Source organism: Sphingobium sp. (genome assembly GCF_032153725.1).
GTDB lineage: Bacteria > Pseudomonadota > Alphaproteobacteria > Sphingomonadales > Sphingomonadaceae > Sphingobium.
Window position 1 is genome coordinate 1 of sequence record NZ_JALDYQ010000032.1, and the last position, 26,074, is coordinate 26,074.

Consider the following 26,074-nt stretch of genomic DNA (forward strand, 5'->3'; position numbering starts at 1 on the left):
ACGATGACGGCGCTCTTCATGGCTCAGGCCACCTTTTCGATGCGGTAGTTTTCGATCACCGTATTGGCCAGCAGCTTGCGGCACATGGCGTCGATATCCTCGTCGCTGGTACCTTCGACCAGATCCAGCTCGATGAGCTTGCCTGCGCGCACGTCATTGACGCCGCCAAAGCCAAGGCCGTCCAGGGCATGGTGGATCGCCTTGCCCTGCGGGTCGAGGACACCGCCCTTGAGGGTGACGAAGATGCGGGCTTTCATGAGAGTGGAACTCCGTAAACAGGCTTCGCGCACCCCCTAGTCCCGGAGTGCGCGGCAGGCAAGGCATTATGCTTTTGTTAGCGACCATCGCTTTATCCTTGCCGTGGGAGGAGAGGGTTTCGCACTATGGCGGGTCTTGCTTTGGCGATGTTTGTCGGGCTTTTTGCCTTCGGACAGCAGATCATGGGCTATGATGATCCCCATGGGCGGGTTCAGCTGGCGTTGCTGGCCACCTTCACCTTCGGCGTTCTGATCGGTTACCGCGCCAACGGCTGAGCCGCAAAAAGCGATTCCTTCGGCAGCCACCTTGCATTAGGCGAGGCGCCATGAGTCCCGAATATCTCTATTATTCCTGCGCGATCATCGCCGTCATCCTCTCCGGCCTTGCGAAAGGCGGCTTTGCCGGGGTGGGGGCGCTCGCCATGCCGATCATGGCCCTGGGCGTCGATCCGGTGCGCGGCGCGGCGATCCTGCTGCCGATCCTGATCCTGCAGGATGCGGTCAGCGTCTGGGCGTTCCGGCACAGCTGGGATCGGCATATCCTGACAGTGATGCTGCCGGGCATGGCGATCGGCGTGGCGATCGGCTATTTTTTCGCCGCCGCCGTGTCGGAGATCGCGGTGCTGGGCGTGCTGGGCGCGATTTCGACGCTGTTCGGCCTCCAGCGACTGTGGGTCGAGCGGGGCGGGGCGATCGTCCTACCGTCCAACTCGGCCGATTGGGTGGGCGTGTTCTTCGGCATGGCCAGTGGCTTCACCAGCCAGATCGCCCATGCGGGATCGCCGCCGTTCCAGATGTGGGTGCTGCCCAAGCGCCTGCCCCGCGACATGCTGGTGGGCACGACGGCGATCGCCTTCGCCACGATGAACTGGATGAAGGTGCCCGCTTATGCCGCGCTGGGGCAGTTCACGCGGGCCAATCTGCTGGCAACGGCAATGTTGGCCCCGTTCGCGGTGATGGCCACCTTTGCCGGCGTGACGCTGGTGCGCCGGGTCGATGCAGCGCGTTTCTACACACTGATCTATGTGCTGATGGTGCTGTTGGGGTTCAAGCTGATGGCGGACGCGCTGCTCGCCTGAGCAGCGCGTCCCGTCCAATCAGTCCTTGCCGCGCTTCTTGCGGTGGGTGTCGAGGTCGAGGACGGTCGTGTCCAGCCCTTCCGGCAGCAGGCCGAGGCGGCGGGCGACTTCCTGATAGGCTTCGCTTTCGCCGCCCAGATCGCGGCGGAAACGGTCCTTGTCGAGCTTCTCGCCGGTGTTCATGTCCCACAGGCGGCAACCGTCCGGGCTGATCTCGTCTGCCAGAAGGATGCGACTGTAATCGCCGTCCCAAAGCCGGCCGAACTCCAGCTTGAAGTCGATCAGGCGAATGCCGATGCCCGCGAACAGGCCGCACATGAAGTCGTTGATGCGGATCGCCATGTCGGCAATGTCGTGCATCTCTTCCTGGCTGGCCCAGCCGAAGCAGGCGATATGCTCTTCGGACACCAGCGGGTCGCCCAGCGCATCGTCCTTGTAGCAATATTCGATCAGTGTGCGGGGCAGTTGCGTGCCTTCCTCGATCCCCAGCTTCTTGCTGAGCGAACCGGCGGCGACGTTGCGCACCACGACCTCGATCGGCACGATCTCGACCTGGCGGACCAGCTGCTCGCGCATATTGAGGCGGCGGATGAAGTGGGTGGGCACGCCGATCTGGCCGAGCAGGGTGAAGATATGCTCGGAAATGCGGTTGTTGAGGACGCCCTTGCCCGAAATCGTGCCCTTTTTCTGGGCATTGAAGGCTGTCGCGTCGTCCTTGAAATATTGGATGATCGTTCCCGGCTCGGGACCTTCATAAAGGATCTTTGCCTTGCCTTCGTAGATCTGGCGGCGACGGGCCATATGCGGTTCCTGTCTTCCCAAGAAAGAAATGTGCCCCGGCAAACGCGAATCGGGAAGGATCAGCGGGTGCCGGGGCTGCTTGGGCTGGCCCTTAGACCAAAGTGCGCAAGGGTGCAAATGGATGGCATCTCCTACAGCACGTCCCCGAACATGAACCAGATCAGGGCAAGCCAGGCGACCATTCCGATCGCGCCCAATATGACGCCTGATCGGGCGCGAAGGGCGGCGATCGGGCCGCGCGGTTCTTCGTCATCTTCCATGCCCGTGACAGTAGCGGCTGATGAACGAAAGTTAAGCCGGTTCCGCTTCCGGCTTCATTTCGCCATTGCGTTGCACCGCCATCAGCCGATCGGTGAAACGTTGGCGCCACCAGCTGATGTCCTGATTTTCCACGCTGTCCATCATCGCGCGCCAGCGACGCTTGCGCTCGTTCAGGGGCATGGCCAGCGCGCGGGAGATGGCGTCGGACATCTCCTCCGGACTATAGGGGTTGATGAGCAGCGCGTCCTTGAGCTGCTGCGCCGCTCCGGCAAAGCGGGAGAGGATGAGCACGCCGGGATCGTCGGGGTTTTGCGCCGCCACATATTCCTTGGCGACAAGGTTCATGCCGTCGCGCAGCGGCGTGACCAGGCCGATCCGCGCCGCGCGATAGATGCCCGCCAGCTTGTCGCGCGGATAGCCCTGATTGACGTAGCGGATCGGCGTCCAGTCCACGTCGCTATATTCGCCATTGATGCGCCCCGCCAGGGCGTCGAGGGTCGCGCGGATATGCTGATAGCTTTCGACTTCCCCGCGGGAGGGCGGGGCGATCTGGGTCAGCACCACATTGCGATGCTGTTCGTGATGGTCCTTCAGAAAGCGGGCATAGCCGTTGAAGCGCTCTTCCAGCCCCTTGCTGTAATCCAGCCGGTCGACGCCCACGATCATGGCCCGATCCTGGAGCGAGCGGCGCACCTTTTCGTACATGTCCTTCGCGGCGTCGCTGACCGCCGCATTGGCATATTCCTGCGCGTTGATGCCGATCGGGCAGGCGATCGCCTGGATGGTGCGGTTGCCCAGCGTCACATGATCGCCGTCGACCGACCCGCCCATTTCCCGCTCGATATAATGGCGGAAGGATTCCAGCCATTCCTCCGTGTGGAAGCCCACCACATCATAAGCGAAGAGCGTCCGGACCAGCTTCATATGATGGGGCAGCGATACCAGCAGCCGGGTCGGGGGCCAGGGGATGTGCAGGAAGAAGCCCATGCGATTGTCATGACCCCTATCGCGCAGCATCTGGCCCAGCGGGATCATGTGGTAATCCTGAACCCAGATGATGTCCTCCGGCTCGATCAGCGGGCTGGTGGTGTCCGCGAAGCGCTGGTTGACGCGATTATAGCCGCCCTCGAAATCGCGCTCATATTCCGCGAGATCGATGCGGAAGTGGAATAGCGGCCAGAGCGTCTTGTTGGCATAGCCATTATAATATTCGTCGACATCCTGTTCTTCCAGGTCGATGGTCGCGGTCTTCACGCCGTCATCTTCGGAAAAGCCGATCTGGCCGGTGAAATTTTCCGTGACCTCGCCCGACCAGCCGACCCAGATGCCCCGGCTTTCCCGCAGGGCCTGTGACAGCGCCACAGCCAGGCCGCCCTGATTGCCGCTCTTGTTGGGTCGGCTGACCCTGTTTGAAATGACTATCAAACGGCTCATCGCATCACGCTCCACGGTTTGCTCAAGAGCACGGCGCAGTTGATGATGCCGACCAATGAGTAGGTTTGGGGATAGTTCCCCCACAATTCCCCCGTCACAGGATCGATATCTTCCGACAGCAGCCCCGCGGCGGTGCGGCGGGAAAGCATTTCTTCGAACAGGGACCGGGCTTCCGCGGTGCGGCCGGTGCGATGGAGGGCTTCGATCAGCCAGAAGGTGCAGACGTTGAATGCAGTGACGGGCTCTCCGAAATCGTCGGGCGCGCTATAGCGAAGCATGTTGTTGCCACGCCGCAGGTCCTGCTCAAGTGCTTTCAGCGTCCCGATGAACATCGGATCGTCGGCAGTCAGAAAACGCAGGTCGAGCAACTGGAGCAGGGATGCGTCCCGCGCATCATCCTCGAAATTGGCGGAGATGGCGTTGCTGTCGGTACGCCAGGCGGATTGCAGGATGCGGGCCTTCATGATCTCCGCCCGTTCCCGCCAATGGACTTCGCGTTCCGGCAGGCCGACGGCGGCTGCGGCGTGGGCGAGACGGGCGCAGGCAGCCCAGCACATCACCGCGCTATAGCTGTGGACATGGGCGCGGGTGCGCAATTCCCAAAGGCCCGCATCAGGCTGGTCATAGACTTGCCATGCGCGCTCGCCGACGGCTTCCAGCGCCTCGAAATCGGATGCGCCGGCCATGCGGAGCAGGCGCTGGTCGATGAAGCCCTGAACCGAGGACAGGACAATCTGGCCATAGGCGTCGTGCTGGACCTGCGAATAGGCGGCGTTGCCGACCCGCACGGGACCCATGCCACGATAGCCGGGGAGATTTTGCGCCTCCCGTTCCTCCAGCGTGGCATTGCCGCGCACATCGTAAAGCGGCTGGATATGGCCGCCCCTGGCGCCGTCCACGATGTTGCGGAGATAGACGAGATAGCTTTCCAACACGTCCAGCGCGCCAAGGCGGTTCAGCGCTTCGACCGTGTAATAGGCGTCTCTTATCCAGCAGTAGCGATAGTCCCAGTTCCGGCCGCTATCGGCATGTTCGGGGATGCTGGTGGTGAGGGCGGCGACGATCGCGCCGGTTTCCTCATGCTGGCAGAGCTTGAGCGTGATGGCGGAGCGGATGACCGCTTCCTGCCATTCTGGGGGAATGGCCAGGCCCCGGACCCAGATCTGCCATTCGTGAATCGTGTCGTCCAGCATCCGCTCGACCGCTGGGCGCAGGGCGTCGGAAAAGCTCTCGTCCGGTCCCATGAAGAAATGCGTGTCATGTTCAAGCCTGAACCAGCTCTCCTGGGAAATCAGGCCGATGGGAGCGTTGGTGGAAACGCGCATCGCCATATAGGACAGGACCAGCCGGATGTGGTTCGACCCATAGCTGATCGGCACCTTTTCCGAATGCCAGGACGTCGTCGGGCGCAGCCTTACCCGAACGCGCGGGCTGCCCGAGATCGGCCGGATGATGCGGGCGAATGCCACTGGGCGATACATGCGGCCCTGATGCTTGTGACGGGGGCAGAAGTCGTAAAGCTCTATCGCATTGCCCTGCGCATCGCTTTGGCGCGTGACCAGGATCGGCGTATTGCGGATATAATGCTGTTCGATGAGGGTGCAGTTTTCCAGCTCGATTGCCCAGAAACCGCGTGCTTCCGGATTGTCCCAGCCAGCTTCATCCAGCAGCGCCGAAAAAACGGGATCGCCGTCCACGCGCGGCACGCAGGCCCAGACCATCCGTCCGACGCGGTCGATCAGCGCCGATGCCTGGCAATTGCCTATGGGCCAAAGGTCGAGCGTTCGCTCACTCCCGCCCCGAAAGTCCTTTTTTTGCGTGGCTATCGGTCCGTCCCCCTTGTTCGTCCGGGGACGACGGACGATCGGATCAATCGATGCCAGCCATCCCCTGAGCCAGATAATGCCTGACGGCGGCAACCTGTTCCAAAGAGAATGCGGCGAGCGTCGGTCTGGTCGGGCCGACCAAGATGCCGGCCCCTCCCAGATCGCGAGCGGCGGCAAAGCCTTCTTCATCCGTCACGTCGTCGCCGATGAATATCGGGATTCCGCCGGCCATGGGCGCGCGCTGCATCAGTGCGCGCACGGCGCTGCCCTTGTCGGCGCCGCCGGGACGCAATTCGTACAGCATCTTGCCTGGCTGAAGGGCAAGGCCGAACTGGTCCGCCAATTTCGTCGCAAGGTCGCCCGCTTCCCGGCCCCATTGGGGCGCCCCGCGGAAATGGAGGCCGACGCTGATCGTCTTGCGTTCGACCAATATGCCGGATTTTCCTGCGGCGAAGGTCTGGAAAGCGGCTTCGGCCTCATCGATCGCGGGCAGGCGGGCGGGTGCTACGACGGGGCGGCCGGGTTCTGCAAATTCCAGTCCATGAGTGCCCGCGAGCAGAAATTCACCAAAGCCGAAATCGCGCAGCGTCGCGACGGACCTGCCGCTTACGATGGCGAGGCGCCCCTCCAGACGATCGCCCAGGTGCCCCAGCAAGGCAAGCAGATCGTCATCCACCATGACGCCGTCCGGCGTGTCGGCAATCGGCGCCAGCGTGCCGTCGAAGTCGACAAACAGCGCGGCCCCGGTCAGCAGCGCGGGAGGCGGAGGGGGAAGGCATGAATCGGACACGCGCGCAAATTGGTGCCTTAGACGGAATGTGCAAGTCCCATAAGGCAGTTTGCGCGATTTTTGAGTGGCTTCATCGACGTTCCTCCGCCCAGGGCGCAGACCATGCGATGCGGTGAAGGGTGCCGAAGGCCTGCATGATCATGGCGAGCACGCCGGAGGGAGCGGAGGGTTTTTCATGGCTGCTGGCGCGCAGCCGGGTGTCATCAGGCAAGCGCATGACGGTGCTCCTTTGTTCGATGAATAGGTATGAAACGCTTTTGTCGCGCTGACATCGCTATGGCTCTTTTCCGTAGCGGCCGCCAACAAAAGGGTGGACGCCATATATAAGCTGGCCTTATCAAGGGAGCATGAGTCAGCTGCCGCCGCTTTCCGCCGTTCGCGTGTTTGAGGCTGCGGCGCGGCTGGAGAATTTTACCGCCGCGGCGCAGGAACTGGGGATGACCCAGGCGGCGGTCAGCTATCAGGTGAAATTGCTGGAAGAGCGGCTGGGGATCAGCCTGTTCCAGCGGGCTGGGCGCAAGGTGGCGCTGACCGACAAGGGGCGGGAGATCGCACCCGTCATCACGCGGGCCTTCGACCAGATGCGGCAGGGTTTCACGGCGTTGACGCAGGATCATTCGACGGTTCTGACGATCAGCTGTTCCATCAGTTTCGCGCATCTTTGGCTGGCGCCCCGGATCGGCGCTTTCCAGATGCTCCAGCCGGGGTTGGCGGTGCGGATCGATGCAACGAATCAGGTGGTGGATTTTGCTCGCGACGGCGTGGATGTCGCGGTGCGGGGCGGCGAAGGGAAATGGCCGGGCGTTGAGGCGAAACTGCTGACCCACAACCGCCTGGCGCCGCTGTGCAGCCCGGAGTGGCTCGCACGGAACGGGCCGATCGCCGATGCGCGCGCGCTGCACGCCGTGCCTCGCCTGTCGCCGGACGACATGTGGTGGCACGAATGGTTCGCGGCCATGGGCGTGGAAACGGATGGCGAACCGCTGCTGCCGGGAATCGCGCTGGATTCCCAGGTGATGGAAGGGCGGGCGGCGATGGCGGGGCAGGGGGTCGCGATCGGCAACCTGTTCCTGTGGAAAGCGGAAATCGAGGGCGGGTCGCTGGTGGAAGCGGTGCCATCCTATGTACGGGAACGGGCGAGCTATTGGGTGGTCTATCCGCCTCATGCGCGCAATAGCCCGAAGGTGAAGGCCTTTCGCGACTGGATCGGCGCGGAATTCGCGCGGGAAATCGCAGCCGATCCGGAGAGGCGTTACCTGCCCCGCTAAACTTCGTTTCCGTTTTGTCGCGGCGCTGCTATTCCCCTCCGCGATGACCGATTTTCGCGACCCGTTCGACGCTATCAAGGATCACCCGTTCGACGATGCGCTGTCCCAGCGCTATCTCGTCTATGCGCTTTCTACCATCACCGCGCGATCCTTGCCCGACCTGCGCGACGGATTGAAGCCGGTGCATCGCCGGCTGCTCTGGGCGATGCGGCTGCTGCGGATGGAGCCGGGTGGGGCTTCGCCCGACGTGCTGGTCGCCAATCCGGCGCGCAACACTACCTCTTACAAGAAATGCGCGCGCGTCGTGGGCGACGTCATCGGCAAATATCACCCGCATGGCGACACGTCGGTTTATGATGCGATGGTGCGTCTGGCGCAGGATTTCTCGCTGCGGACGCCTTTGGTCGACGGGCAGGGCAATTTCGGCAATATCGACGGCGATAATGCAGCGGCGATGCGCTATACGGAGGCGCGGCTGACGCAGGCGGCGGCCGATCTGATGGCGGGGCTGGATGAAGGCACGGTTGAGTTTCGCCCGACCTATAATGGCGAGGATCATGAGCCGGAGGTTTTTCCCGGTCTTTTCCCCAATCTGCTTGCCAATGGCGCCACCGGCATCGCGGTCGGCATGGCTACCAGCATCCCGCCGCATAATGTGTCGGAACTGATCGATGCGGCCAGCCTGCTGATTGACAATCCGGAGGCCGGGCATGCGGACCTGATGCAGATCGTGCGCGGGCCGGACTTTCCCACAGGGGGCGTACTGGTCGACAGTACATCCATTATTTCAGAGGCTTATGCGACGGGTCGTGGATCGTTTCGAACCCGCGCGCGCTGGCGCAAGGAGGATAGCGGGCGCGGCACCTGGGTCGCGGTGGTCACGCAAATCCCCTTCCAGGTGCAGAAATCCAAGCTGATCGAGCAGATCGCCGCTCTGATCAACGACAAGAAGCTGCCGATCCTTGCCGATGTGCGCGATGAGAGCGATGAGGCGATCCGCATCGTCATCGAACCGCGCGCCCGCACCGTCGACCCCGATGTGCTGATGGACAGCCTGTTCCGGCTGACCGATCTGGAAAACCGTTTCCCGCTCAATCTGAATGTGCTTGACGCCACGCGCACGCCGCGCGTGCTGGGCCTGAAGTCGGTGCTGATCGAGTGGCTGAAGCACCAGATCGATGTGCTGGTGCGGCGCGCGCAGCACCGGCTGGAAAAGATCGCGGCGCGGCTGGAACTGCTCGACGGTTATATCATCGCCTATCTGAACCTTGACCGGGTGATCGAGATCATCCGGACGGAGGATGAGCCGAAGGAGGTGATGATGGCTGAATTTCAGCTCACGGACCGGCAGGCTGAAGCGATCCTCAACATGCGGCTGCGGTCTTTGCGCAAGCTGGAGGAGATGGAACTCCGCCGCGAGCATTCGGAATTGCTGAAGGAGCGCGATGAACTGACCAAGCTGGTCGAAAGTCCCGCGCGGCAGCGTACGCGGTTGAAGAAGGATCTGGCGGACCTGCGCAAGCGCTATTCGCCCGACAGCGATATCGGCAAGCGGCGTACATTGGTCGAGGAGGCGGCGCCGGCGCGGGAAATCCCGCTGGAGGCGATGATCGAGAAGGAGCCGATCACCGTGATCCTGTCCGAACGCGGATGGATCAGGGCGATGAGCGGGCACCGCGACCTGGCCTCCGCCGATACGCTGAAGTTCAAGGAAGGCGATGGTCCGATGATCGCCTTCCATGCGCAGACGACGGACAAGTTGCTGTTGGCGACCGAGACGGGCCGGATTTTCACGCTGGGTGCTGATAAATTGCCGGGCGGTCGCGGCTTTGGCGATCCGGTGCGGTCGCTGGTCGACATGGACGGAACCGGCAATATCGTTGCCCTGATGCCAGCGCGGATCAGCGGCGAATTGCTGTTGGCCGCTTCGGACGGGCGCGGATTCGTGGCCGTCATGGCCGATGTGATCGCGGAAACCCGCAAGGGCAAGCAGGTCGTGAACGTGCGGGCCGGCGCGAAGCTGAGCGTCGTGCATCCGATCGCGCCGGAGGCGGACAGCGTCGCGGTGGTGGGTGAAAATCGCAAGCTGCTGGTCTTTTCGCTGATTGAAATGCCCCGCATGGCGCGTGGGCAGGGCGTGCAGATGCAGCGCTATCGGGATGGGGGATTGTCGGATGCGATCGCTTTCCGCCTGTCCGATGGTCTGAGCTGGACCATGGGCGGAGGTACGGGACGGACCCGGACGGAAGCGGACATGACGCCATGGCGCGTTGCCAGAGGCGCTGCGGGGCGCATGCCTCCCACCGGCTTTCCACGCGATAACCGGTTCTGACAGGCTGATTTTTTCGCTATCGTTGGAATCTGGAACGTCGTTTCCCGAAAATTTACCGATTGAGCCTATGGCAGGCTTATGGAATCCACGTCGATGCGCGATCGGCCGATTGAAATGCCGAAGATCAGGCTCCTTTCCGGGGCGCATGACGCGCATCTCGCCCATAGGGTTGCGATCGTTGACTGGCTGGCTGCACTGCCTTATCCGGCAGCTATATTTTCGTTTAAAGACAATGAATTATCTATAATTTCCACCAATGCCTCCTTTGGCGATCATTTCAGTTCCGGCGGGACGGAAGAGGCAGAGCGACCCCATGCAGCGGAATGGCGCAGGCGGATCGTGCAATGCATTTTGTCGGAGCGTTATTCCGAATCTCTCGAATTACGCCGAGACGGCGTTTTGGGGCCGGAATATTTTTATTGCACGGTGGGCCGGTTGCCCGCTCCCGATGGGGCACCCAATCTTTTTCTCCTCACGGCGCTTGACCGGACCAGCGACCGGACCCTCGAGAAGAATTTGCGGCGGGAATTACTGTCGGACGGTCTGACCGCGCTGCCCAATCGTACCGGCTTTGGGGAGGAAATCGACGAGCGCCTGGCGAACATGCCCTGGCCTGATAATGCCCAGTTCGGCATCATTGCGATTGATCTCAGCAGGTTCAGCCGGGTCAACGAATCCCTGGGTCCCATGGCCGGTGACGAACTGTTGATCACTGTGGCCAAGCGCCTGAAATCCAGCCTGCGCCAAGGGGATGTGCTCGCTCGCATCGGGGGTAATGATTTTGCGATTTTTGCCCGATTGAACAACGGTTTGTCTGATGCCCTTCACATTGTTCAGCGCATTCGCGATGCGCTGAGCTACACGATCCGACTGAGCGATCTGCAAATTCGGGTCGATTGCGCGATCGGCTGCGCCTTGTCGACCAGCCTGACCGAAGATCCCGAAGATGTCGTGCGCAAGGCGCAGGCAGCGGTGAAGATCGCCAAACGCAGCGGCAAGGTGGAGATTTACCGCAATGGGGTGCTCAAAGAGGCCCAGAGGCGTTTTTCCATCGAGAGCCGTCTGCGCGATGCGCTGGCGCAGGGTGGGCTGACTCTCGCTTTTCAGCCGCTCATCCATTTGCAGACCGGGGAGATCACCGGTTTCGAGGCGTTGGCGCGGTGGGAGGATGACGAACTGGGGCATGTTTCGCCTGTCGAGTTCATTGCGGTAGCGGAAGAAAGCGGGCTGATCACGCCGCTTGGGCGTTGGGCCGCCTATGAGGCGGCGCAGGCGCTCAGCCGTTGGGACGCGAAATTCGGTCAGCCTCTGCCCGTGGGCGTCAATGTCAACCTGTCTCCGATCCAGATGACACGCGATGATGTTGCTTCGATGTTCGAGGAATCACTGCGCTATTCGGGCATTTCGGGAAATCGGTTAACGGCGGAATTGACCGAAAGCGCCATCGTCGCCGATCCGGATAAAGCGCGGAAGCTGTTGTTCGCGCTCAAGGACCTGCACATGCCGATTGCGATGGACGATTTTGGCACAGGCTATTCGAACTTGGCAAGCCTGCACAGCCTGCCGATCGACATTCTGAAGATCGACCGCAGTTTCGTGACGTCCATGCTCGATGATCGCGACAAGGAAATCATGGTGCGTACCATCCTGTCGCTAGCGGAATCGCTGGGCTTGCATGTGACGGCCGAGGGAATCGAAACGCAGGAACTGGCCCATGCGTTGCAGAATCTGGGTTGCTGGCAGGGGCAGGGTTATTATTTCGCGCGGCCCATGCCGGAAGCCGAAGCCTTCGACTATTGGCGCGCGCGCTGGAATTTCGAGACGGTCTGATCCGCGATTTCGGCCACGCGGCTTTCGTCCGGGAAACCTTCGGCTACCCAGATATCCTGAACTTCCGCCAGTGCCTTGGCCACGTCCGGGCCGGGTTGAAGCCCGCGCGCGATCAGCGCGCCGCCGCCCAGTGGCAGACGTGGCGGCAGCCAGCCCGTCAACATCGATACGCCGTCCAGCGGCGCGGCAGGATTGAGCAGAATCCGGTCGATGGCGCCTTCGACGCCGATCCGAAAAGCGAGGTTGCGCGGTGGCGCTCCAGTAGCCGCGCCTTCCAGTGCGACCGTGAGTCGCTTGCGAGCCTTGTTGGATAATTTCAGCCGTGCGCCGACCTGATCGGCAGCGCGCGGATCTGGCGGAAGAAGGGCGGCCAGACGGCGCACGGCCGACGGGCCGATGCCTGATTCAGCCTCGCGTTCGATCAGGCCACGTAAACGCTTCAGGCCACTCCGGTCGATCTCGGGTATGACAGGCAATAATATGCCGCCGTCGATCATGAGTTGAAGCGACGCAAGGGGCCCGGCGACGGCGAGCAATTTGAGCAACTCGTCGGCGATCCGTTCGCGGGAAAGAGCCATCAGGCTGTTGGCGGCGGCCTGACACGCGGCATAGGCCTCCGCATCCGGTTCATCATCGCCGAACCGGGCGAGGAAGCGGAAATAGCGCAGAATACGCAAATGATCTTCCGCGATCCGTGCGCCGGCATCTCCGATGAAGCGGACGCGCTGGGCTTTCAGATCAGCGACGCCATCGAAGAAATCGGTGATTTCATGGGTGATGGGGTCCGCATAAAGCGCATTGATCGTGAAATCGCGCCGCGCGGCGTCTTCGCGCCAGTTGTCGGTATAGGTGATGGTAGCGCGGCGTCCGTCCGTGCTGACGTCCCGGCGGAGGGTCGTGATTTCAACAGGCCAGCCGTTGATGACCGCAGTGATCGTGCCATGATCGATGCCTGTCGGGACGGCCTTGATCCCTGCGGTCTTGAGCCGATCGATGACGCTGCGGGGGGGGATGACCGTCGCTATGTCCAGATCATTGACCGGAAGACCAAGCAGCCCGTCGCGCACCGCGCCGCCAACGAAGCGGGCAAGGCCCTGATCCGCGCCCAGCGCTTTGAGCAGGGCGTCAAGACCCGGCCGATGGCGCCAGTCCGCGTCAGGCAGCGAGCTGATCATGGCCCAGCCTCCGCGAGAGATTGGCAAGGATGGCGGCAGTGATTCCCCAAATGCGCCGACCTTCCCACATGATTTCGTAATAATGCCTCTCAACCCCTTGGAATTCTATCAGCTTTCTGATCCTGTTCGCTGGATTGAGGGCGAAGGAGAGCGGGAGTTCGAACAGCTCGGCCACTTCCGATTCCTGCGGCACGAGCGGCAGGTCGGGAGGAATCACGCCCAATACCGGAACCACGTCGAAACCGGTGAAGGTGTGGTACCGATCCGAGGTGCCGATGATGTCGACCAGATGGGGCGCCAGGCCGATTTCTTCCTGTGCTTCGCGCAGGGCGCCGGCGATTTCGTCGGGATCGCTCTCGTCGACGCGGCCGCCGGGAAAGGCGACCTGGCCTGCATGCTTGCGCAATTTGGCCGATCGCTGCGTGAGGATCAGCCCGGGTTCGGGGCGGTCGGTGATCGCGACCAGAACGGCGGCGGGCGCCAGCATGACATCGCCGTCGATGCGCGGGTCGCGGGTGTCGGACAGCAGCAGGCCGACTTCGCGTTCATGGCCTTCCTTCAGGATGACCCGCAGCCTTTCCGCCAGCGTCATGCCGATCCGTCCAGCGGAAAAAAGGCGCCATTGCTCCATAGGCCGATGACGTCGGCATTTTCGTCCAGCGCGAGGTTCATCAACTCATAATAGACGCTGCGAGTGATAAGCGCCTCCAGGCCCCCGCGGACATGGAGATAGGGATGCGGGCCTTCAGGCGTTTCACGCAGGGTGAGCGCGTTGTCGTGTCCGGCAGCAACCAGATCGCCGGTGTTGAGGCGGAAGGTCAGTTCGCGTGCCCGGCCCTCGCCCTCGGTCTTGAGTTCGACGGCGATGAACGGTGCGTCCTCCACCTCGATGGAGAGCTTTTCGACGGGGGTAACGAGGACAAAGCTGCCATCGCCTTCGCGGCGGAGAATGGTCGAGAACAGGCGGACCATGGCTTCGCGACCGATGGGGGAACCCTGGTGGAACCAAGTGCCGTCGCGGGCGATACGCATTTTGCTGTCGCCGCAATGGTCTGGATGCCATTTTTCCACTGGCGGCAGGCGTTTTTCCGCTAGCAGACGCGCGATATCGGTCAGGGACAGGCTGGCGAGATCGGGGGGCGGCTCCATCGGCATGGGGCCGAGATAGGGGCGAGCGCGCCCGAAGGCAAAAGGGAAATTTCAGGCCTGGACAGCGATGCGGGGGCTGAGCATGCCTTTCCCATTAATGACGCGCCCGTTGACGGAGAGCGCCAGCAGGCGACGCGCTTCAAATGGTCCGGGGCACTGCCAGCCGCTGGTGCCTTCCGCCGAAAAGCCCCAGAAACGGCCATAATATTCCGGATCGCCGATCATCATCAACGGATCGCTTTTCTGCCCCCGGGCGGCGGTGACGACCGCGTCCATCATGGCGCGGCCATGGCCGGTGCCCTGCATGGACGGATCGACCGCGACCGGACCGACCATGATCAGGGGAGTCTGACGGCCATCTTCATGAGTCAGCGCGACGGGCCAGCTTTGCAGGGAGCCGATGAGCTTGCCCTTCTCATCTTCGATCCCGAAGGACAACTCAGGGAGCCAGGGCATCCCATCGCGAATCAGATAGGCGGTGCGGCCGTGCCGATCGGGGCCGAAAGCGGCATCGAGCAATTGCTCGATCACGTCCTGCGACATGATGTTGAGGGGCACTATAACAGACACGTCTTGCCGATCCGTCCTCAATGGCGCATGGACGCGCCGAGAGCGGCGGGCTTTAGCGCCTGCTTCGCAAAATAAAAGTCTAAACTGGGGCGCTCCCGCAGCAGGGAAGGGCCGAACGTGGCGAGCTATGAACAGCGGATTTGACGATTTCCTGACGTTGGAGGTGAATAATCTGGATGTGGATGTCCTGACCGGCATCTATTCCGAAGAAACTCACCTGCCTCAGCCGTTGCGCATCTCGATCCGCGCGAAGTTGAAGATCGCGGATCATTATGAGCCGGATACGCCCTTGTCGCGGTCCAAAAATTATATGGACCTGAAGCATGCCGCCACCACGGCACTACCTGAAGGGCAGCATTTCACGCTGATCGAGGCAGTGGCCGATCATATCATCGAGACGATCTTCCTTCAGGACGACAAGGTCAGCCATGTCGAGGTGAAGATCGTGAAACTCGCCCTCAGCGAGAAGGGCGAGGAAATCGGAATAACCATGGGGCGAGGACGGAAGTAAGCGCCAGGACCGATCGCGCGGCTTCCGATCAGCCTTTGATCAGCCCAATCTCCCGCAGACGCTCCGTCAGATAGTCGTGCGCGGTGATCGGCTGTTCACGGCGGGGATGATCCGCGTCCACGCATTGGGGCAGCGCGTCGATCAGGAAATCCGGGCGCAGATGCAGGAAGAACGGCATCGAATAACGCGAGAAGCCGCGGCGTTCCGGTGGCGGATTGACCACGCGGTGGCTGGTCGAGGGTAAATGATAATTGGTCAGCCGCTGGAGCATGTCGCCCACATTGATGGCGAGTGCGCCTGACGGCGGAACGACGGGGAGCCAGTTGCCGTTGCGATCCTTGAGTTCCAGCCCGCCTTCTTCCGCGCCCAGCAGCAGGGTGATGAGGTTGATGTCCTCATGCGCGCCGGCGCGGATGCCGGGTGCTTCGGGCGATACCGGCGGGTAATGTAGCAGGCGGAGGATCGAATTGCCGTTGCTGATGGGCTTGTCGAACCAACGCTCATCCAGGCCCAGATAGAGGGCGATGGCGGAGAGCAGTTCAGCGCCGACGCGGTCAAACTCCGCAAAGAGACGGACGAAAATATCGTGAAATTCGGGAAGTTCATCGGGCCAGATGTTGGGGGGCATGGTTGCGGCTAGCGGATCACCTTCGGGCAGGTCGCGTCCGACATGCCAGAATTCCTTGAGATCGTTCTGGCTCGCGCCCTTGGCGATTTCCACGCCAAAGGCGGTGTAGCCACGCTGGCCGCCGTTATATTTGGCGCCGTAGCGGCGTTTCGTTTCTTCGGGCAGCGCGAAAAACCGGCGGGCCAGCGCCCAACCCTTGTCGATCAGTGTCTGGTCCATGCCATGGTCCTTCACCATGGCGAAGCCAAAACGCTGAAATGAACCACCAAGGGCGGCGGAAAAGTCGATCTTCTTCATATCCGCCAGGGACAGAACAGGCACCTGTTCCAGTACCGATTGCGACACCTTTATTCTCCGAAATCAACTGGATTGGCCCGGCGCGCCATTAGTGGGCTCGCTGCCATGCGCATATTCTTGATCGTCCTTGGCGGCTGATGCAAGGAGAAGCCATGAACTACTGGCTGATGAAATCCGAACCCGATGTCTTTTCCTATGACGATCTGGTTAAAAAGGGAAAAGCGGAATGGGATGGTGTGCGGAACCATACCGCGCAAAATAATATGAAGGCGATGAGGAAGGGCGACCTGTCGATCTTCTATCACAGCAATATCGGGGTGGAAGCTGTCGGTATCATGGAGATTGTCGAGGAAGCGGCTCCCGACAGCACGGATGATACCGGCAAGTGGATTGCCGTGCATGTGGGGCCGAAGGAAAAGCTCGACAAACCCGTGACATTGAAGACGATGAAGGCTGATCCGGCGCTTGCGGACATGGCGATTCTTCGCCAATCGCGCTTGTCGGTATCCCCTCTGACCGAAGCGGAATTCAGACATATCCTTGCTTTATCAAAGGCTTGATGGACGGTTGCGGGAAACGCAATCGGTCTGTTCCTGTTTGCGATTGTCGTTCTTGAACGGCGCACCATAAACGGGCATCAACAGAAAAGAATATTCCAGAGGTGTTTGATCGGCATTCACAAGGAGTTTACCCATGCGAATGCTGTCCAAGTTTGTCCTTTCCGCGCTGTTCGCCCTTGGTGCTGCCAATGCGCCGGTTCACGCGGAAGCCGCTGCCAAGCAGAAGTTCACGCACGAAGGTTATACCTATGTGTATGATGTCAAGGACACCAAGACCGGCAAGGTAATTTCGGGCCGTCGTTATCCCGACGCCGTCGCCTTCAACCTGTCTGTCAAGAACGGCCGTGTTTCGGGCGTTTCAGGCGGCCAGGCGGTTGGTTTCAAGGTAGAGGACGCCCGCGGCGCTGCCGAATAAACGTCTTCAGGCTTGACGATAATAGGGCGGCTTCCCGTAGGAGGCCGCCCTTTTCATATCTGTTAGCGACAGCGACGCTTGCTGTCGATTTCCTTGCCCAGCAGCGCGCCGCCGGCTGCGCCCAGGATGGTGCCGGTGGCGCGGTCGCCACGGGTGTCGATCGCGCGACCCACAAGCGCCCCGCCGACGCCGCCGACGATCAGGCCGGTCGTACCGTTGGACTTACGGCAGTACGTGCGGCCGTCGCGACCCCGCCATTCGCGATATTCATAATGACGGCGGGCGTTCGCGCCGTCGGTTGGGACAGCCATCGAAACGGGAATAGCCAGCGAAACGGCGGCAAGGGCCATAAGGGCTTTACGCATTTTTATCTCCTCCAAAAGACTGAATTTGCTCGTTCAACCCACGCATATTGATCGAGGTTGCATGAACCTGTGACAACGAGGCATCATATTGTTTTTCCTGGGATAAAATTTTATCCGAAGCGACGAACGAATATGATGGAAGAGAGAGAAGGTCGCTTGAAACGCGGCGTGGGCCGGTCCGCGTCCTGGCGGTGGGAAAGCGGCGCGGTTTGTTGCGGTTGTGAATTTTTCCCGCTTTTAGGCCAGCGTCTCCAGGATATTTTTCGGGAATGGGAAGGGCGCAAAAAAATATCCACATTTATCCACAGCTTTAGGAGAAATCTGTCTTCGAAGCGCAAGATTCCGCTTTGAACGACTCGCTTTTGGTGAGAGCATCCTCTTATCGGAAAGGACGGGAGACAGAGAAATCTGGATGCCAAAGTCAGTGAGAAATCAGTGACTTGAAGGACTTTTCGAGCGTCGGAAAAGAAGCATGGACCGGAAGGAAAATGCGGAAAAGCCGACGGTCCTCAATGGACGATGCCATGTACGCGCGAAAGTGAACGTCGGGCATCGAATAAAGAGGAAAGCTGCGCGAGAACGGCCGACCGGCCGGGCAAACGGAGCTGACACGATATGAAAGCCTTTGAGGCGGACATATCGCGCGCCGAGTCCGATGATCGCATCTCGCAGGAGAAGCGGATCGAGAGACACGACGGAAGTGGGGACCGGCAGAAATGCCGGCCCCCATTTTGCTTTTGGCCTTTTGGATATGGTCAGGGGATGCGACGCAGCGCCCAGAAGCAGCCCAGAACTGACAGTCCCAACCAGGACAGGATTATGATGGCCGTCGCTGCCCTGCTTTTCGGGCGCTCCGCGATCGATCTCGCCTGCGTACGAAAGTCGGCCAGGAGTGGGGGCGGTATCAGCCGGATCGCCAGTGCCACCCCCAGCGGCAGGATGATGAGGTCGTCCAGATAACCGAGGATGGGGATGAAATCCGGAATGAGGTCGATCGGGCTGAGCGCTAAGCCGGCAACGCTGGCTGCGACAAGCTGGGCGACGAGTGGCGTGCGGCTGTCGCTGGCGGCGATCCACAGGGCGACGATGTCGACCTTCAGCGTGTGGGCCCAGCTTTTCAGTCGTTGGAATGCCATCTGGCTGTTTTTAGAGCATAGTGCGCAAAAGTGGGAACCGGTTTTGCGCCTGAAGATGCGAAAACAGAAAACTAGAGCGCGTCCAACGCAGCGCGCTCCCGGAGCAACGGCTGATGCCGTAAGGCCAATGTGCCTGAATGGTGCCGGATGAGGGGATCGAACCCCCGACCTTCGGTTTACAAAACCGCTGCACTACCGCTGTGCTAATCCGGCGCGTCCGTTTCGGACGGGAGCGCCTTTACTATCAGATGATGCCGAACGTCCAGCCCTCCGTTGCTGCGATTTTTTTTGTCAGCGATGGTGGCGCCCACAGGCTGGGGCGTGGCGCCGCGCGGCGCAGCCAGGCGGCGGTGAGGATCGCGTCGGCGCCGTGGTCGTCGGGGGGCAGGCCCTCATGTGGCTGTGATTCTACGGCGAACAGGGCGTCGTTGAGCGCGGCGAGGTCCCGCATCTTGGCCCTGCCCTTGGGACGGCCGGCGGCGCGGGCGGCAATGCTGGTGTAGATTTCGACGACCAGAGAGCCGACCGGGGGTGGCGGGTCGAAGGGCCAGACCGGGACATGCGCGTGGACATGGTGAAGCAGGCGCATGCCCGCGAAGCTCGCCTTGGCGACCTGGGCAGCTCCGATGGCGTCATAGACCGTGGAAGGCTTGCCTCCGCCTCCGGCATTGTAAAGGGATTCGCACTGGCGATTGTGCATATAATCGGCCTTGATGCCGTCAGCCTTGCCGAAATAGAAATGGCGGCGGTGGGTGCGTTCCAGCAGGCTGGCGGCGCCCAGATCCTCATCATCGCAGATGCCGTCGACATAGGCCCAGAAGGCGGGACCCGTGACCGGGACAGGATCGCCGGGGAGATAGCTTTGGCGGGTGACATAGGGCGGGGCGAAGCTGAAATCGAAGCCGAACAGGGTCGGGGCCTGCCGGGCGGTCTGGATCAGCCAGTCCGCTACCGCCTGTCGCGACCAGAAGCCGCCGTCTTTAGGATGCTGGAGCGTGGGAACCGCGTCGCCGGCTTCGCAAAGAGCGACCGCTATTCCCTTGTGACGGGAGCCTTTGGCGCCCGACCAGTCGATGACGGCAAAGCGGGCGAAGCGCGGCGTCATTGCCGGCGGCGTTCGCTTCGCAGGCGGTCCCAATGGGCCAGGCGTTCGGCAATGCGCGCTTCGAAGCCCCGGTCCGTGGGGGCGTAGAAGGTCTGGGGCTGCATTTCCTCCGGCCAGTAATTGTCGCCGGAAAAGCCCTCCGCCGTATCATGATCATATTGATAGCCCTTGCCGTAGCCGATATTTTTCATGAGCTTGGTCGGGGCGTTCAGGATGTTCTGCGGCGGCATGAGGGAGCCGGTGTCGCGGGCGGATTTCCAGGCGGATTTCATGGCGCTGTAGGCGGCATTGGATTTTGGCGCGGTGGCGCAATAGAGGCAGGCCTGCACGATGGCGAGTTCGCCTTCGGGGGAGCCGAGGAACTCGTATGTATCCTTGGCGGCGAGACATTGGACCACTGCTTGCGGGTCGGCCAGGCTGATGTCTTCCACGGCAAAGCGGACGAGGCGGCGCAGGACATAGAGCGGTTCCTCGCCAGTCGTCAGCATGCGGGCCAGATAATAGAGCGCGGCCTGGGGGTCGGACCCGCGCAGGCTTTTGTGAAGCGCGGAGATGAGGTTGTAATGGCCTTCGCGATCCTTGTCATAGACGGCGACGCGGCGGTGCAGCAGGGCAGAGAGGCCTGCCGGATCGAGCGGTTGCGGAATATCGATCGAATAAAGCGTTTCGACCTGATTGAGCAGGAAGCGACCGTCGCCGTCGGCGCTGGCAAGCAGGGCTTCGCGGGCGGCCGGGACGAGGGGCAGGGGGCGGCCGGTCAGGGCTTCGGCACGGTCGAGCAGCTGTTCGAGGGCGTTGGCGTCGAGGCGGCGAAGGATCAGCACCTGCGCGCGGGAGAGAAGCGCGGCATTGAGTTCGAAGCTTGGGTTTTCGGTCGTCGCCCCGACCAGGGTAACGGTGCCGTCCTCCACGAAGGGGAGGAAGCTGTCCTGCTGGGCGCGGTTGAAGCGGTGGATTTCGTCCACGAAGAGCAGGGTCTTTTCACCGCGCCGGGCATATTCACGGGCGGCGGCGAAGACTTTTTTGAGGTCCGCGACGCCGGAGAAGACGGCGGAAATGGGTTCGAAGCGCATGCCGACGGCATCCGCGAGCAGGCGGGAGATGGTGGTCTTGCCCGTACCCGGAGGACCCCAGAGGATGATCGAGGAAAGGCGTCCGGCGGCGACCATGCGGCCGATGGCGCCTTCGGGGCCGGTCAGGTGATCTTGTCCGACCACATCGGTCAAGGTGCGGGGACGCAGCAGGTCTGCCAGCGGGGCATCTGCCGGGGTGGTGGGCAGGTCGTCGGGAGCGAAAAGGTCAGCCATTGCCTTCGATATAGGAAGGCTTTTGCATTCAGGGAACCGGACTTGATCGAACCACGGCACCATGTTCACGCTGTCGGATGACGCGGACATAGGTGTCGACCAGCGCCTGGTTTACCTGATCCCAGCCATAGCGCTCCGCTTCGGCCATGGCGGCGGCTCCGGCGGCGGCGCGTGCGGCAGGATCTGTGCAATAGGCGGTGAGGGCGTCCGCAAAGGCGGTGATGGCACCCGGTCGGATCAGGCGGCCGGTGACGCCTTCGGTGACAAGGCTCTCGCTGCCGGTGGCGCGGGCGGCGACGGTGGGAAGGCCGCAGGCCATCGCCTCCAGCGTTACATTGCCGAAGGTTTCCGTGACGCTGGGGTTGAACAGCATGTCCATGCTCGCGACCGCCCGGCCCAGGTCCGCGCCCTTCTGGAAGCCAGTGAAAATGGCGTTCGGCAGGCGGTTTTCGAACCATTCGCGCGCCGGACCCTCGCCGACGACCAGCACCTTGTGGCGTATATTCTTCGCCGCGAGATGGTCGATGGTGTCGGAAAAGACGTCGAGGCCCTTTTCCATCACCAGCCTGCCGATGAAGCCGATCACTGGCTCGTCGTCCGCTATGCCGAGGGACCGGCGCCAGCCTGCGTCGCGGCGGCCGGGGTTGAAGATTTCCCGGTCGATGCCGCGCGTCCAGATGCCGACATCATAGCTCATGCGCTGTTCGCGCAGCAGCTGGGCCATCGATTCGGACGGCGCGACGATGGCGTCGCAGCGGCGGTAGAAGCGGCGCAGGATCGATTCGATCAGCGGTTCCAGAAAGGCGAGGCCGTAATAGCGCGGATAGGTTTCGAAACGCGTGTGCACGGAAGCGACGGCAGGCAGGCCATGCGCCCGCGCCCAGCTGATCGCGCGGTGGCCGAGCGGGTCCGGGCTGGAGACATGGACCAGATTGGGAGCGAAGCGCCTGAGATCGCGGCGGACGGCGCCCGAAAGACGATAGGGAATCCGATATTCGCTGCGCCCCGGCACCGGAATGGAAGGCGCGCTGATCAGATCGCCGGCCGGATCGAAGGCCGGGCTATCGGTCGTGGGCGAATAGACGCGCACGGTCGCCCCCTGCCGCAGCAGATAGCCGACGAAGCGATTGAGCGCCTGGTTCGCGCCATCGCGCACATAATTATAGTTGCCGCTGAAGAGCGCGACGCGAAGCCCCTTAACATCCATCCGCCGCCCTTAACGCAGACAAGCGCAAAACCCAAGGGAACCACGCCGCCGCTCAAGATTTTTGCATGATGGCAGCGATGGAAGCGGCTGGCGTGGTTGCCTCCTGAAGGAGAGAATGCAGATGACCGGGAGCTTTCGCAAAGGAGCGCGGGTCAAATGGAACTGGGGACAGGGCGTCGGCCGCGGACGAATCGCGGAATGCTTCGAACGGCATGTCGAACGGACGGTCGAGGGTGCCGTCGTTCGCCGTAACGGCACCCTTCGCAACCCGGCCTATCTGGTGAGGACCGATGGTGGCAGCGAAGTGTTGAAGCTGGGGTCGGAGCTTTCCCCAGCCTGACGCCGGCCTGTCGGGAGCCGCTCCATTCCGACTGGCCTTGGCCGTTGCCGCATATTCGTGGCAAGGGGAAGGCATGACCCAGCCGTTCATGACCATCGAAGCCTTGCTGACCGGCACGCCGGTTCCGTTCCGGGACGGCGATTACAGCGCCATTGCGAAGAGGCCGGTCGGGGGCAAGGTCCGCGTCGGCTGGTTGGGGTTCGAGGGCGATGCGGTTGCCGACACCGTGCATCATGGGGGTTGGGATAAAGCCATTCATCTCTATCCGCAGGACCATTATGGCTGGTGGCGGGAGAGGAAGCCGGGGCATCCGCTGCTCGATGCGCCGGGTGCCTTTGGCGAGAATATCGCATCGCGCGGGATGACCGAGCAGGAGATTTGCCTGGGGGATCGCTTTTCCCTGGGAAGCGCGGTCGTGGAGGTGAGCCACGGGCGGCAGCCCTGCTGGAAGCTGGACCACCGTTTCGGCGTGCGGGACGTGATGGCGACGGTCGTGAAGACCGGGCGTTGTGGCATTTATTTCCGGGTCATTCGTGAGGGCGAGGCCGAGGCGGGGATGCGGATGGACCTGCTGGAGCGGCCCTTGCCGGAGTGGCCGATCGCGCGGCTGTTTCGGTTGCTGATCGCGGGCGGGCATCATGGCGAGCCGGAGGCGGTGCGGGCATTGGCGGATATGCCGTTGCTCGCGGAAGCATGGCGGGAGCGGGCGCGGAAACTGGCTTAGCTGTCTGGTTGCGACACAGGTGACACGGTGGTACCGCGGAAAAGAGGGATTTTCGCGCGATTTTCCTATTTTGGGCGGACGATTCAAAGAGCGGGCTTTGTCTAGCTTGGCCGGGCGGCTGTAGGACAGGATTTTTTGGCCATTTCCCGACATCCCCACCCTCGTCACCCCGGACTTGCTCCGGGGTCCCGCTTTTCTTTTCGGAGCGCGCCTGAAAAGGTAGCGGGACCCCGGGTCAAGCCCGGGGTGACGAAAAGGAGACGGTCCGCCTTCCACCCATTTCCGACCCTCGCTTCTCTTTGCGGGCACTGGCGCGGCTGGGGGAGCATCCCTATAGCGGGACCATGGCATCGACTGAAAAAAAGAAGAAATCCGGTTCCTCCCGTGAGAAGGTGCGGCCCGCTGGCTTTCCGACGCGGGAGCAGGTGGTGGATTTCATCGCCACCTCCGACCAGCCGGCGGGAAAGCGGGAGATCGCGAAGGCTTTCGGCCTGAAAGGGCAGGAGAAGATCGCGCTCAAGGCCTTGCTCAAGGACATGGCGGATGAGGGGCTGATCGATATCGGTCCCGCGCGGGCCTTTCATAAAATGGGCGGGGTGCCCAAGGTCACGGTGCTTCGGATCGTCGATGTCGATGATACCACCCTGATCGCCACGCCTGAGCGCTGGGAGGCGGAAGGGCAGCCTGCGCCCCGGTTGCGGGTGGTGGAGCGGGGCAAGCGGGGCGCCCTGACCATTGGCGACCGGATATTGGCACGCACCGAGGAGGCCGGACGCGGCTGGGTCGCGCATCCGATGAAGAAGCTGGCCAAGGCCAGCGAGGAATTGCTCGGCGTGGTCGAGGAGGGTGAAGGCGGCAAGCTGTGGCTACGGCCTGTCGACAAGCGCATTCGCAGGGATACGCCGATTTCGGACGTGGGGACGGCGAAGAAGGGCGATCTGGTGCTGGCCGAGCCGGTGGGGCGGCCACCACGGATCACGGCGCGGGTCACGGACATTCTTGGCGATCCCTTCGCGCCGCGCAGTTTCAGCCTGATCGCCATTCACAAGCATGGCATTCCGCATGTCTTCTCCGAGCGGGTGGAGGAAGAGGCGGTGTCAGCCTCCAAACTCGCTTTGCACGAGGAGAAGCGGGAGGATTTGCGCCATCTGCCGATCGTCGCGATCGATCCGGTGGATGCGCGGGACCATGACGATGCGGTCTGGGCGGCGCCGGATGACGATCCGGGCAATGCGGGCGGTTACAAGGCCATCGTCGCGATTGCCGATGTCAGCTATTATGTGCGGCCGGGCAGCGCGCTGGATCGGGAGGCGCGCAAGCGCGGGAACAGCGTCTATTTCCCCGATCTGGTGGTGCCGATGCTGCCGCATCAGCTCTCGTCGGACATGTGTTCGCTGCGGGCGGGCGAGGATCGGGCCGCCATGGCCTGTCATCTGGTCGTCGATGCGGCGGGCAAGGTCAAGAGCTGGCGTTTTTCCCGCGCGGTGATCCGGGTGGCGGCGGTGCTGGCCTATGAGGATGCGCAGGCGGCGATCGATGGCGAAAAGCCGATCGACCTGCTGGAACCGGCGCTGAAGCCGCTCTGGGCCTGCTGGGCGCTGCTGCGCAAGGCGCGGGACAAGCGGGAGCCGCTGGCGCTCGACCTGCCGGAGCGGCGGGTGGTGCTGGACGAGTTCGGCAAGATCGTCAGCGTCGCGGTGCGCGAACGGCTGGACGCGCATATGCTGATCGAGGATTATATGATCGCCGCCAATGTCGCGGCGGCCAAGGCGCTGGAGCAGAAGAAGGCGCCGGTCATGTACCGCGTCCATGAACCGCCGAGCCGCGACAAGCTGGTGGCGCTGAAGGATTATCTGGCGACCTTCGACATCGAGTTCGCGCTGGGGCAGGTGGTGAAGCCTTCGACCTTCAACCGCTTGATCGAACGCGTGGGGGAGGCCGAGGAAAAGCCCCAGATCATGACGCAGATTCTGCGCAGCCAGACCCAGGCTTATTATACGCCGTCGAATATGGGGCATTTCGGTCTGGCGCTTGGGTCTTACGCGCATTTCACCTCCCCGATCCGGCGCTATGCGGATTTGCTGGTGCATCGGGCGCTGGTGGGGGCTTATGGGCTGGAGCTGCCCGCGCCCAAGGGGGGCGTCATCCCGGAGCGGTCTTCGCTGAGCGGCGAGGATATGGAGAATATGGGCCGCGTGGGCGAGATGATCAGCCAGCATGAACGGCGCGCCATGGAGGCTGAGCGCGAGACGATCGATCGTTATGTCGCGGCCTTTCTGGCGGCGCATGTGGGCGATCTGGTCGAGGCGCGGATCACCGGGGTGCAGAGCTTCGGTTTCTTCGCCACGGTCGAGGGGCTGGGCGGCGACGGGCTGGTGCCGGTATCGACGCTGGGCGATGAGCGTTTTTTCCATGACGAGGCCGGGCGGGCGCTGGAAGGCGTGGAAAGCGGCGACCGTTATACGGTCGGGCAGCGTTTGCAGTTGAGGCTGGTCGAGGCGGACCCGATCAACGGGGCGTTGCGCTTTGAATTGCCCGATGCCCTGCCGCAGCGGCCGAGCTTCAGGAAGGATCGGGCGCGGCCGGGGATTAAGCGCGGGCGACCGGGCAATATCCGGCATATCGGGGCGAAGCGCGGGAAGCATCGGCGGTGATGCCCCTCCGCACCACCGTCATCCCGGCCTTCGCGGGGATGACGGTGGTGTGG

29 protein-coding genes and 1 tRNA gene are annotated in these 26,074 nt (G+C 62.3%); 11 read left to right on the top strand and 19 right to left on the bottom strand.

The genetic code is table 11. The annotated features are described in order from the left end of the window. Window positions 1–23 precede the first annotated feature (23 nt). Entirely contained in the window at window positions 24–257 is a 234-nt protein-coding gene (purS, locus tag RUH75_RS11985; protein WP_313806150.1) for a phosphoribosylformylglycinamidine synthase subunit PurS, read from the bottom strand. A gap of 126 nt (window positions 258–383) precedes the next feature. Between purS and RUH75_RS11990 the strand changes: the two genes are divergently transcribed. Both RUH75_RS11990 and RUH75_RS11995 read left to right on the top strand, forming a co-directional pair. Then, the gene (locus RUH75_RS11990; protein ID WP_313806152.1) at window positions 384–533 is read left to right on the top strand and encodes a hypothetical protein; all 150 of its coding nucleotides are present in this window, start codon (window positions 384–386) and stop codon (window positions 531–533) included. Window positions 534–583: 50 nt separating this feature from the next. Then, entirely contained in the window at window positions 584–1,336 is a 753-nt protein-coding gene (locus tag RUH75_RS11995; RefSeq protein ID WP_313806154.1) for a sulfite exporter TauE/SafE family protein, read from the top strand. A gap of 18 nt (window positions 1,337–1,354) precedes the next feature. On the opposite strand, the gene purC is transcribed toward RUH75_RS11995, so the two are convergent. The 6 genes from purC to RUH75_RS12025 form a co-directional block, all read right to left on the bottom strand. Next, window positions 1,355–2,137: a phosphoribosylaminoimidazolesuccinocarboxamide synthase gene (gene purC / locus RUH75_RS12000; protein ID WP_313806156.1), complete on the bottom strand. Its 783-nt coding sequence runs from the start codon at window positions 2,135–2,137 to the stop codon at window positions 1,355–1,357. Between the two features lie 131 nt (window positions 2,138–2,268). Continuing rightward, a complete protein-coding gene (locus RUH75_RS12005) occupies window positions 2,269–2,397 on the bottom strand; it encodes a hypothetical protein (RefSeq protein ID WP_313806158.1) in 129 nt (42 codons plus the stop codon). A gap of 31 nt (window positions 2,398–2,428) precedes the next feature. After that, complete coding sequence (gene otsA / locus RUH75_RS12010) at window positions 2,429–3,832, bottom strand: alpha,alpha-trehalose-phosphate synthase (UDP-forming) (RefSeq protein WP_313806160.1); 1,404 nt, start codon at window positions 3,830–3,832, stop codon at window positions 2,429–2,431. Next, entirely contained in the window at window positions 3,829–5,598 is a 1,770-nt protein-coding gene (locus RUH75_RS12015; protein ID WP_313806248.1) for a glycoside hydrolase family 15 protein, read from the bottom strand. The genes otsA and RUH75_RS12015 overlap by 4 nt, the downstream gene beginning before the upstream one ends. Window positions 5,599–5,701: 103 nt before the next feature. Then, window positions 5,702–6,448, bottom strand: coding sequence for a trehalose-phosphatase (gene otsB, locus RUH75_RS12020; protein WP_313806162.1), 747 nt, complete (start codon window positions 6,446–6,448; stop codon window positions 5,702–5,704). 70 nt (window positions 6,449–6,518) lie between these two features. Then, on the bottom strand, window positions 6,519–6,665 hold the full coding sequence (locus RUH75_RS12025) for a hypothetical protein (RefSeq protein WP_313806164.1): 147 nt from the start codon (window positions 6,663–6,665) through the stop codon (window positions 6,519–6,521). Window positions 6,666–6,795: 130 nt separating this feature from the next. On the opposite strand from RUH75_RS12025, the gene gcvA reads away from it, so the two are divergent. From gcvA to RUH75_RS12040, 3 genes are all read left to right on the top strand, one after another. Then, window positions 6,796–7,716 carry a transcriptional regulator GcvA gene (gcvA, locus tag RUH75_RS12030; protein ID WP_313806166.1) on the top strand — a complete coding sequence of 307 codons (921 nt, stop codon included), beginning with the start codon at window positions 6,796–6,798 and terminating at the stop codon, window positions 7,714–7,716. A gap of 43 nt (window positions 7,717–7,759) precedes the next feature. Then, on the top strand, window positions 7,760–10,048 hold the full coding sequence (gene parC / locus RUH75_RS12035; RefSeq protein WP_313806168.1) for a DNA topoisomerase IV subunit A: 2,289 nt from the start codon (window positions 7,760–7,762) through the stop codon (window positions 10,046–10,048). Between the two features lie 93 nt (window positions 10,049–10,141). Beyond that, a complete protein-coding gene (locus RUH75_RS12040) occupies window positions 10,142–11,878 on the top strand; it encodes a putative bifunctional diguanylate cyclase/phosphodiesterase (RefSeq protein ID WP_409592350.1) in 1,737 nt (578 codons plus the stop codon). On the opposite strand, the gene RUH75_RS12045 is transcribed toward RUH75_RS12040, so the two are convergent. From RUH75_RS12045 to RUH75_RS12060, 4 genes are read right to left on the bottom strand one after another with little or no spacing between them, the layout of a single operon-like run. Continuing rightward, a complete protein-coding gene (locus RUH75_RS12045) occupies window positions 11,842–13,053 on the bottom strand; it encodes a CCA tRNA nucleotidyltransferase (RefSeq protein WP_313806172.1) in 1,212 nt (403 codons plus the stop codon). The two genes, RUH75_RS12040 and RUH75_RS12045, sit on opposite strands and share 37 nt — an antisense overlap. Beyond that, complete coding sequence (locus RUH75_RS12050; RefSeq protein WP_313806250.1) at window positions 13,034–13,645, bottom strand: CoA pyrophosphatase; 612 nt, start codon at window positions 13,643–13,645, stop codon at window positions 13,034–13,036. The genes RUH75_RS12045 and RUH75_RS12050 overlap by 20 nt, the downstream gene beginning before the upstream one ends. Then, window positions 13,642–14,208, bottom strand: coding sequence for a DUF1285 domain-containing protein (locus RUH75_RS12055; protein ID WP_313806174.1), 567 nt, complete (start codon window positions 14,206–14,208; stop codon window positions 13,642–13,644). The genes RUH75_RS12050 and RUH75_RS12055 overlap by 4 nt, the downstream gene beginning before the upstream one ends. Before the next feature lie 45 nt (window positions 14,209–14,253). Then, window positions 14,254–14,772 carry an N-acetyltransferase gene (locus tag RUH75_RS12060; RefSeq protein ID WP_313806176.1) on the bottom strand — a complete coding sequence of 173 codons (519 nt, stop codon included), beginning with the start codon at window positions 14,770–14,772 and terminating at the stop codon, window positions 14,254–14,256. 127 nt (window positions 14,773–14,899) lie between these two features. On the opposite strand from RUH75_RS12060, the gene RUH75_RS12065 reads away from it, so the two are divergent. Further along, window positions 14,900–15,283 (top strand): dihydroneopterin aldolase, encoded by a 384-nt coding sequence (locus tag RUH75_RS12065; protein ID WP_313806178.1) that lies wholly within the window; start codon window positions 14,900–14,902, stop codon window positions 15,281–15,283. Window positions 15,284–15,311: 28 nt separating this feature from the next. On the opposite strand, the gene RUH75_RS12070 is transcribed toward RUH75_RS12065, so the two are convergent. Next, entirely contained in the window at window positions 15,312–16,256 is a 945-nt protein-coding gene (locus RUH75_RS12070) for a 2-oxoglutarate and iron-dependent oxygenase domain-containing protein (RefSeq protein WP_313806180.1), read from the bottom strand. Between the two features lie 104 nt (window positions 16,257–16,360). On the opposite strand from RUH75_RS12070, the gene RUH75_RS12075 reads away from it, so the two are divergent. Together RUH75_RS12075 and RUH75_RS12080 are read left to right on the top strand one after the other, a co-directional pair. Next, window positions 16,361–16,768, top strand: coding sequence for an EVE domain-containing protein (locus RUH75_RS12075; RefSeq protein ID WP_313806182.1), 408 nt, complete (start codon window positions 16,361–16,363; stop codon window positions 16,766–16,768). 133 nt (window positions 16,769–16,901) lie between these two features. Then, entirely contained in the window at window positions 16,902–17,183 is a 282-nt protein-coding gene (locus RUH75_RS12080) for a hypothetical protein (protein WP_313806184.1), read from the top strand. 62 nt (window positions 17,184–17,245) lie between these two features. Here RUH75_RS12080 and RUH75_RS12085 read toward each other — a convergent pair whose 3' ends face one another. The 7 genes from RUH75_RS12085 to RUH75_RS12115 all read right to left on the bottom strand — a co-directional run bounded on the left by RUH75_RS12085 (window position 17,246) and on the right by RUH75_RS12115 (window position 22,303). Beyond that, window positions 17,246–17,548 (bottom strand): glycine zipper 2TM domain-containing protein, encoded by a 303-nt coding sequence (locus tag RUH75_RS12085; protein ID WP_066561591.1) that lies wholly within the window; start codon window positions 17,546–17,548, stop codon window positions 17,246–17,248. Then, entirely contained in the window at window positions 17,541–17,846 is a 306-nt protein-coding gene (locus tag RUH75_RS12090) for a hypothetical protein (protein ID WP_313806188.1), read from the bottom strand. Before RUH75_RS12090 ends, RUH75_RS12085 begins: the two co-directional genes overlap by 8 nt. Before the next feature lie 457 nt (window positions 17,847–18,303). Beyond that, window positions 18,304–18,684: a YkvA family protein gene (locus RUH75_RS12095; protein ID WP_313806190.1), complete on the bottom strand. Its 381-nt coding sequence runs from the start codon at window positions 18,682–18,684 to the stop codon at window positions 18,304–18,306. Window positions 18,685–18,822: 138 nt separating this feature from the next. Beyond that, window positions 18,823–18,897, bottom strand: a tRNA-Thr gene (locus RUH75_RS12100). Window positions 18,898–18,928: 31 nt separating this feature from the next. Next, window positions 18,929–19,789, bottom strand: coding sequence for a hypothetical protein (locus tag RUH75_RS12105; protein WP_313806192.1), 861 nt, complete (start codon window positions 19,787–19,789; stop codon window positions 18,929–18,931). Beyond that, window positions 19,786–21,096: a replication-associated recombination protein A gene (locus tag RUH75_RS12110; RefSeq protein WP_313806194.1), complete on the bottom strand. Its 1,311-nt coding sequence runs from the start codon at window positions 21,094–21,096 to the stop codon at window positions 19,786–19,788. Before RUH75_RS12110 ends, RUH75_RS12105 begins: the two co-directional genes overlap by 4 nt. Window positions 21,097–21,124: 28 nt before the next feature. Continuing rightward, the gene (locus tag RUH75_RS12115) at window positions 21,125–22,303 is read right to left on the bottom strand and encodes a glycosyltransferase family 1 protein (protein WP_313806196.1); all 1,179 of its coding nucleotides are present in this window, start codon (window positions 22,301–22,303) and stop codon (window positions 21,125–21,127) included. Between the two features lie 121 nt (window positions 22,304–22,424). Here RUH75_RS12115 and RUH75_RS12120 point away from each other — a divergent pair, with 121 nt between their 5' ends. The 3 genes from RUH75_RS12120 to rnr all read left to right on the top strand — a co-directional run bounded on the left by RUH75_RS12120 (window position 22,425) and on the right by rnr (window position 26,021). Beyond that, window positions 22,425–22,643, top strand: a complete 219-nt coding sequence (locus RUH75_RS12120; RefSeq protein WP_313806198.1) for a DUF2945 domain-containing protein — start codon at window positions 22,425–22,427, stop codon at window positions 22,641–22,643. A 73-nt stretch (window positions 22,644–22,716) separates the two neighbouring features. Then, window positions 22,717–23,367: an MOSC domain-containing protein gene (locus tag RUH75_RS12125; RefSeq protein WP_313806201.1), complete on the top strand. Its 651-nt coding sequence runs from the start codon at window positions 22,717–22,719 to the stop codon at window positions 23,365–23,367. A 344-nt stretch (window positions 23,368–23,711) separates the two neighbouring features. Continuing rightward, on the top strand, window positions 23,712–26,021 hold the full coding sequence (rnr, locus tag RUH75_RS12130; RefSeq protein ID WP_313806203.1) for a ribonuclease R: 2,310 nt from the start codon (window positions 23,712–23,714) through the stop codon (window positions 26,019–26,021). Window positions 26,022–26,074 lie beyond the last annotated feature (53 nt).

Bases quoted from the DNA above. Each gene is read 5' to 3' on its own strand.
- purS (WP_313806150.1), bottom strand. From the start codon at position 257: ATGAAAGCCCGCATCTTCGTCACCCTCAAGGGCGGTGTCCTCGACCCG.
- RUH75_RS11990 (WP_313806152.1), top strand. From the start codon at position 384: ATGGCGGGTCTTGCTTTGGCGATGTTTGTCGGGCTTTTTGCCTTCGGA.
- RUH75_RS11995 (WP_313806154.1), top strand. From the start codon at position 584: ATGAGTCCCGAATATCTCTATTATTCCTGCGCGATCATCGCCGTCATC.
- purC (WP_313806156.1), bottom strand. From the start codon at position 2,137: ATGGCCCGTCGCCGCCAGATCTACGAAGGCAAGGCAAAGATCCTTTAT.
- RUH75_RS12005 (WP_313806158.1), bottom strand. From the start codon at position 2,397: ATGGAAGATGACGAAGAACCGCGCGGCCCGATCGCCGCCCTTCGCGCC.
- otsA (WP_313806160.1), bottom strand. From the start codon at position 3,832: ATGAGCCGTTTGATAGTCATTTCAAACAGGGTCAGCCGACCCAACAAG.
- RUH75_RS12025 (WP_313806164.1), bottom strand. From the start codon at position 6,665: ATGCGCTTGCCTGATGACACCCGGCTGCGCGCCAGCAGCCATGAAAAA.
- gcvA (WP_313806166.1), top strand. From the start codon at position 6,796: ATGAGTCAGCTGCCGCCGCTTTCCGCCGTTCGCGTGTTTGAGGCTGCG.
- parC (WP_313806168.1), top strand. From the start codon at position 7,760: ATGACCGATTTTCGCGACCCGTTCGACGCTATCAAGGATCACCCGTTC.
- RUH75_RS12040 (WP_409592350.1), top strand. From the start codon at position 10,142: ATGCGCGATCGGCCGATTGAAATGCCGAAGATCAGGCTCCTTTCCGGG.
- RUH75_RS12045 (WP_313806172.1), bottom strand. From the start codon at position 13,053: ATGATCAGCTCGCTGCCTGACGCGGACTGGCGCCATCGGCCGGGTCTT.
- RUH75_RS12050 (WP_313806250.1), bottom strand. From the start codon at position 13,645: ATGACGCTGGCGGAAAGGCTGCGGGTCATCCTGAAGGAAGGCCATGAA.
- RUH75_RS12055 (WP_313806174.1), bottom strand. From the start codon at position 14,208: ATGCCGATGGAGCCGCCCCCCGATCTCGCCAGCCTGTCCCTGACCGAT.
- RUH75_RS12065 (WP_313806178.1), top strand. From the start codon at position 14,900: ATGAACAGCGGATTTGACGATTTCCTGACGTTGGAGGTGAATAATCTG.
- RUH75_RS12075 (WP_313806182.1), top strand. From the start codon at position 16,361: ATGAACTACTGGCTGATGAAATCCGAACCCGATGTCTTTTCCTATGAC.
- RUH75_RS12080 (WP_313806184.1), top strand. From the start codon at position 16,902: ATGCGAATGCTGTCCAAGTTTGTCCTTTCCGCGCTGTTCGCCCTTGGT.
- RUH75_RS12085 (WP_066561591.1), bottom strand. From the start codon at position 17,548: ATGCGTAAAGCCCTTATGGCCCTTGCCGCCGTTTCGCTGGCTATTCCC.
- RUH75_RS12090 (WP_313806188.1), bottom strand. From the start codon at position 17,846: ATGTGGATATTTTTTTGCGCCCTTCCCATTCCCGAAAAATATCCTGGA.
- RUH75_RS12095 (WP_313806190.1), bottom strand. From the start codon at position 18,684: ATGGCATTCCAACGACTGAAAAGCTGGGCCCACACGCTGAAGGTCGAC.
- RUH75_RS12105 (WP_313806192.1), bottom strand. From the start codon at position 19,789: ATGACGCCGCGCTTCGCCCGCTTTGCCGTCATCGACTGGTCGGGCGCC.
- RUH75_RS12110 (WP_313806194.1), bottom strand. From the start codon at position 21,096: ATGGCTGACCTTTTCGCTCCCGACGACCTGCCCACCACCCCGGCAGAT.
- RUH75_RS12115 (WP_313806196.1), bottom strand. From the start codon at position 22,303: ATGGATGTTAAGGGGCTTCGCGTCGCGCTCTTCAGCGGCAACTATAAT.
- RUH75_RS12120 (WP_313806198.1), top strand. From the start codon at position 22,425: ATGACCGGGAGCTTTCGCAAAGGAGCGCGGGTCAAATGGAACTGGGGA.
- RUH75_RS12125 (WP_313806201.1), top strand. From the start codon at position 22,717: ATGACCCAGCCGTTCATGACCATCGAAGCCTTGCTGACCGGCACGCCG.
- rnr (WP_313806203.1), top strand. From the start codon at position 23,712: ATGGCATCGACTGAAAAAAAGAAGAAATCCGGTTCCTCCCGTGAGAAG.